General features: G+C 34.4%; 8 protein-coding genes. 4 read left to right on the top strand and 4 right to left on the bottom strand.

Features of this window, described 5'->3' with window-relative positions:
• Positions 1 to 283, bottom strand: a 283-nt coding sequence (locus OZD61_RS03500) for a transposase (protein WP_274979865.1), incomplete at its 3' end; no start/stop codon positions are given.
• Between the two features lie 136 nt (positions 284 to 419).
• Between OZD61_RS03500 and OZD61_RS03495 the strand changes: the two genes are divergently transcribed.
• Complete coding sequence (locus tag OZD61_RS03495) at positions 420 to 1,127, top strand: pyridoxine 5'-phosphate synthase (RefSeq protein WP_274979864.1); 708 nt, start codon at positions 420 to 422, stop codon at positions 1,125 to 1,127.
• Here OZD61_RS03495 and OZD61_RS03490 read toward each other — a convergent pair.
• The 3 genes from OZD61_RS03490 to rplM form a co-directional block, all read right to left on the bottom strand.
• Positions 1,120 to 1,431 carry an HU family DNA-binding protein gene (locus OZD61_RS03490; protein ID WP_274979863.1) on the bottom strand — a complete coding sequence of 104 codons (312 nt, stop codon included), beginning with the start codon at positions 1,429 to 1,431 and terminating at the stop codon, positions 1,120 to 1,122. The genes OZD61_RS03495 and OZD61_RS03490 overlap by 8 nt on opposite strands.
• 146 nt (positions 1,432 to 1,577) lie before the next feature.
• Positions 1,578 to 2,033 (bottom strand): 30S ribosomal protein S9, encoded by a 456-nt coding sequence (gene rpsI, locus OZD61_RS03485; protein ID WP_006279875.1) that lies wholly within the window; start codon positions 2,031 to 2,033, stop codon positions 1,578 to 1,580.
• Between the two features lie 10 nt (positions 2,034 to 2,043).
• On the bottom strand, positions 2,044 to 2,502 hold the full coding sequence (rplM, locus tag OZD61_RS03480; protein WP_274979862.1) for a 50S ribosomal protein L13: 459 nt from the start codon (positions 2,500 to 2,502) through the stop codon (positions 2,044 to 2,046).
• A 129-nt stretch (positions 2,503 to 2,631) separates the two neighbouring features.
• On the opposite strand from rplM, the gene OZD61_RS03475 reads away from it, so the two are divergent.
• The 3 genes from OZD61_RS03475 (at position 2,632) to OZD61_RS03465 (ending at position 5,105) form a co-directional block, all read left to right on the top strand.
• A complete protein-coding gene (locus OZD61_RS03475) occupies positions 2,632 to 3,855 on the top strand; it encodes a TolC family protein (RefSeq protein ID WP_274979861.1) in 1,224 nt (407 codons plus the stop codon).
• 19 nt (positions 3,856 to 3,874) lie between these two features.
• Entirely contained in the window at positions 3,875 to 4,450 is a 576-nt protein-coding gene (locus OZD61_RS03470) for a PopZ family protein (RefSeq protein WP_274979860.1), read from the top strand.
• 76 nt (positions 4,451 to 4,526) lie between these two features.
• A complete protein-coding gene (locus OZD61_RS03465; protein ID WP_010962344.1) occupies positions 4,527 to 5,105 on the top strand; it encodes an RlmE family RNA methyltransferase in 579 nt (192 codons plus the stop codon).
• Positions 5,106 to 5,231 lie beyond the last annotated feature (126 nt).

The raw sequence follows: 5,231 nt of genomic DNA, 5'->3' as shown, positions 1-5,231 counted from the left end.
CTCTTTTTGACTGGCCAGGGCTTTTTTTTAAATGTCTCTTTCCCTTGTTACTCTTGCTTTGTAAATCAAACCTCTCTTTGTCGTAAGGAGCCATGTTACCTCTACCTGGAAATGCATCTGCTGCCGACTTTTTTTCGTTGTGTTTCTTTATCCATTTTCCTAATAAACCACCCTTTATTCCTAAATCCTTTGCTATTTTTGTAATTGTTTGACCTGCCTTTCTTTGTTCATTTGCCAGTTTAACAGCTTCCAATTTGAATTCTGCTGTATATTCTCTTACCATTTCTAATCCTCCAAAATTTTATTTTACCCAAAAAAACTCTTTTCTTTCTCTCCACTTTTTCTGGATAAGGTTAAACGATGACTATGCAAAAAACCTAATAACATGTATAATCTACAAATAATTTCTGAGGTAGATTGTGAAACTAGGTGTTAATATCGACCACGTTGCAACCCTCCGCAACGCACGCGGAACTTCTTATCCAGATCCATTGAAAGCAGCAGAAATAGCCATTGACGCTGGAGCAGACTTTATTACTGTACACTTACGAGAAGATAGAAGGCATATTAGAGATGAAGACGTATTTAACCTAAAAAAAAGCATTAGCACTGAGCTAAATCTTGAAATTGCAGCCACGGAAGAAATGCTTGAAATAGCAAAAAAGGTAAAACCCTATTCGATTAGTATAGTACCAGAAAAAAGAGAAGAATTAACAACCGAAGGTGGCCTGGATATCGTGAATATGCACAGTAAACTTTCTAGTATAATAGAGGAAATGCATAGCTCTAGCATAAAAGTCTCACTGTTTATCGATCCAAATATTGATCAACTAAAATATCTTGAAAAGCTAGGGACAAAACCTGACATAATAGAAATTCACACAGGGGATTACTGTGATAATCCATCAGAAAAAAAGTTACAGTTAATTACTAATGCTGCAGGGTACGTCAATAAATTAGGAATAGAATGCCACGCAGGACATGGCATAACTTATAAACACGCTAAGAAGATGACAAGAATACCTCACATCTCAGCTCTTAACATAGGCCACTATTTAATTAGCGAAGCTGTATTTTACGGCTTACACAGCGTAGTAAAAACAATAAAAATGACAATGTCTAACTAACTGCTGCTTTTTCCTTCTCATTTAAAATACTTAAAAGAGTTTGGCTTGCTTTAAATTTTACCCTTGTCTTTTTAGGAACAGTCATGATCTGACCACTTTGGGGGTTACGACATTGTTTTTCCTGACTGATAGCAGTAGAAAATGTTCCTATTCCATGCAAACGTATTTCACCTTTCCCATGCAGCTCATTCTTTATTATTTTAATAAACGCATCATGAATCTCGCTCAAATCAGATTTTGTTATATCTATACTCTGACTAGAACAATCTTCCTTTAATTGCTTTATTATATCTTCTTTACTCATAAATTACCTTAATATCGAAAAAATCACACAAATAGCATATTATGTTGACACCGATAGTCAACTAAATTCATCACAAAAATAGAGGATATCGTACATTTTTGCAAATATTTGTATAATACTTACAAAAAAACACCCCTATAAAATAACTATCTCTTAGAAAATTGACACTTTTTCCGAGCTTTATGTTGACCATATTTCTTACGTTCAACAACACGTGAATCTCTAGTTAAGAACTCACCATTACGTAGTATAGAATGCAAATCTTGGCTTACACTACTTAAAGCTCTGCTTATTCCATGAGCTAGAGCACCTGCTTGACCAGATAGCCCTCCACCTTTTACAGTTGCAAATACATCGTATTTATCCAATGTGGAAGTTGCAACAAATGGCATTTTTACTATTTGGCACACTGACTCTCTTTTAAAATAAGAAATTAGATCGCCTTTTTTGTTAACACTAAATTTTCCACTCCCCGGCTTTATCCATACCCTTGCTACAGATTCTTTTCTTCGGCCTGTAGCATATAAACGACCAAGCGAATCAACCGCTGATTTAATTGTCTTTTCTGACCAATCATTGTTATTTATTGTAGAACTCTTCATTTTTACTCCATTACTTTTTATTTTTACGATTCAAAGAGGCAAAATCTATCTTTTCAGGTTGCTGTCCTTGATGCTTATGCTCTGAACCAGAACAAACATACAAATTTTCAAAGCGTCTACGTGCCATAGGCCCATCATCAAGCATCCTTTTCACTGCCATTTTTATTACACGCTCAGGAAATTTGCCATTTAAAATATTATCTGGAGTAGTTTTCTTCAAACCACCAGAATAACCTGTATGCTTATAGTAAATTTTATCTTTAAGCTTCTTTCCGGTGAAATGCACCTTTTCTGCGTTGATAATAATTACATTATCGCCACAATCCATATGAGGTGTATACTCAGGTTTATGCTTTCCACGTAATAGTGTCGCTACAAATGCTGCAAGCCTCCCTACCACTAATCCTTCTGCATCTATGACAAACCACTTTTTATTGATTTGTTTCTCCTTTAAGAAAAAAGTCTTCATTATTTAATCCAACAATAGTAAGCTATGATATACTTAATTTCTCAATAGTGTCAACAATATTAGTTATTGATTATTAAAGCAATTTATGTTAGTAATTGAGCTGGGCAACCAATATGCATAGGAATTAGAATGTTTCGATTGATTATCACACTTGCGATCATTTTTAATACTATAAGTTGCTATGCAACCGATGTGGGAGAAGTGATAAGCAAAGCCATCAAAAATAGCTCAAAAATAAAGTCTCAATTTTACCAATATAAAAGCGCAGAAAAACGCTATAAATCTTCTGGGTTAGCTGGATTTTTACCTGACATTAATTTGCAATACAATTTCGATAGTAACTTTAATCTTGATACATCTGAAAAAAAACTTACATTGCGCCAGAAATTAATCGATGGCGGTGGTACCTTTGCCACATTCAGTCGATCAAGCCATCTTCTCAAAGCAGAAAAGATGCGATTTCAGCAATTAAAACAAGAGCTTGCACTTAATGCTGTGAAAGCATATGTTAATGTTTTACAAAAGACAGAAATGTTAAAGCTCAGAGAACATAAAGAACGCGTTTCTTTGGAACATTTGTCAGCTATGAAAAAACGCTTTTCCCTTGGAGAGGTAACCAATGCTGAAGTTTTGTTAGCAAAAGCAAAATTTTCGTCTTCTATGTCCGAAAGAGTTGATGCTGAAGGTAAATTAAAGTTGGTAAATATTGCTTATTATCATTTGATTGGCGAAGATGCTGATGACCTTTCTGAAGCTAATGATAAACTACCTTCTGTTCCAGAGCTAAGTGAATGTTTACAGTTAGCAAAAACCAATAATTTATCTCTAAAAGCAGCAGTTTATCAAAAAAGAGCAGCCGGAATGGAAGTGATTGCTGAAAGCTCCAAGTGGCTTCCTTCTTTAAATCTAAGTGCAAGCAAAAATTTTGGGGAGGATGGTATGAAGGTAGACAAACTATTAGAAAATGTTCATGTAGTTTTTACTCTTGATGTTCCAATCCTTAAGAGAGGAGTTAATGCTTTTGGTGTCAGTAAAGCTAAAATGGATGCAAAAAAATCTACCTACGATTATTATGAAACGGTAAAAAATATAGAACAAGCAGTTGTAAATGCTTGGAATAATGTGTTGACAGCAAAGGCCATTATCAAAGCAAGTCAAGAAGCGGAAAAAGCAGCAGCTCTAGCATTGGAAGGAGTTGAGCAAGAAGTAAACTTAAATTTAAAGAGTACATCTGACCTTTTGGACACTGAAGATGCATTATTTAAAGCACGTTCGGACTTAGTTGAAGCAAAAAGCAATTATGTGATTAGTGTTTACAACTTGCTTTTTATGATAAATAGTATAGACCTCTAAATTTAATGGTATTAGCACTATGCATGATGAACAAGGCAATCAGTCTGTAAAAGATATCCTAGAAGATATAAAAAAAGCTATATCGGGTAAAAACGCGAGTAACGATAAAGCAGAAATAAAGGATGAAAATGATGATGTGCTATACCTTGAGGAAGAGTATCCAGAAGAAATAGAAGAAGATGGCAAAAAAGAAAATAATGAAAAAGAGGACATTGATAATGATGACCAAAGTGAGGAAATGGCTTGCAACAATAACCAATTTAATGGCCATAGCTACAATTCAGAAGAAAAAAAAGATATTTATTTGTACGATAATATCCAAATGAGTAATAACAAAGCGGGTAATAGCGGCTTACAAGCGCAAAATAACGATCATCTAATTTTAAAAGAGAATATGGAAGAGATCAAAGCGTTGCTTGGAAAAATGCAAAACGAATTACAGCATAAACAACAAAAAAAAGCGAACCTTACTGTTGAAGAATTAGTTACATCTCTTTTAAAACCTCAGCTCTCAGAATGGCTGAATAAATATCTACATGCACTGGTAAAAGAAGTAGTTGAAAAAGAGCTTAAAGATATAATCAATAATAAGTAGGGTATTAGCAATAAAAACTAGAGTAAAGACGGCTAGAGGCAGAAAACTATCTTCAACAAGGTGGCTACATCGTCATTTGAATGATCAGTATGTGCAAAAAACCAGCAAGGATGGTTATAGGTCACGCTCAGCATATAAGCTAGTAGAAATGGATAACAAATTTAAATTATTCCAAGAAGGGCAGAAAATTATTGATCTTGGTGCTTCTCCTGGTGGATGGTCACAAGTTGCATCTCAGAAAGGTGCAAATGTGGTTGCTCTTGACATAAAACCAATGAACGCAATTAATGGAGTAGAGTTTATACAATGTGATATTATCAATGAGTTTGAAATTTTAAGAGAAAAATTCAAGGATCAAAAATTTGATGTAATTTTATCTGACATGGCGCCCGAATCTTGTGGTTTAAAATCGTTGGATCATATCAGAATTATGCTTTTATGTGAGGCAGCGCTCAATTTTGCGAAGCATTTCTTGAGCCATGGTGGCACGTTTGTAGTAAAAATTTTCCAAGGAGAATCTGATAAAGATTTTTGTAACGAGCTAAAAAAAATGTTTAAAACAGTAAAATACTTTAAACCAAAGTCAAGTAGATCTGAATCTACAGAAATGTATTTGGTAAGTTTAGGCTTTATTGGCAGCAAACCTTCTATATAATATTAATCTAGGTAGTCCGCAGAAACAAAAAACTTGCTTGACAAACCTCGCCAGCCCCCTTATCACGATAGCGAAGCTATTGTATTTGCTTTCGCCAATCTGCAGATTAAAAGGTAAGGATTACTT

The sequence above is a fragment of the Wolbachia endosymbiont of Drosophila bocki genome (genome assembly GCF_028982005.1).
Classification (GTDB): domain Bacteria; phylum Pseudomonadota; class Alphaproteobacteria; order Rickettsiales; family Anaplasmataceae; genus Wolbachia; species Wolbachia pipientis.
Note: the sequence above shows the minus strand (reverse complement) of the source record. Positions and strands in the feature narration are given on the sequence as shown.

Bases quoted from the DNA above. Each gene is read 5' to 3' on its own strand.
- rpsI (WP_006279875.1), bottom strand. From the start codon at position 2,033: ATGAAGAGTTCTACAATAAATAACAATGATTGGTCAGAAAAGACAATT.
- OZD61_RS03470 (WP_274979860.1), top strand. From the start codon at position 3,875: ATGCATGATGAACAAGGCAATCAGTCTGTAAAAGATATCCTAGAAGAT.
- OZD61_RS03490 (WP_274979863.1), bottom strand. From the start codon at position 1,431: ATGAGTAAAGAAGATATAATAAAGCAATTAAAGGAAGATTGTTCTAGT.
- rplM (WP_274979862.1), bottom strand. From the start codon at position 2,502: ATGAAGACTTTTTTCTTAAAGGAGAAACAAATCAATAAAAAGTGGTTT.
- OZD61_RS03475 (WP_274979861.1), top strand. From the start codon at position 2,632: ATGTTTCGATTGATTATCACACTTGCGATCATTTTTAATACTATAAGT.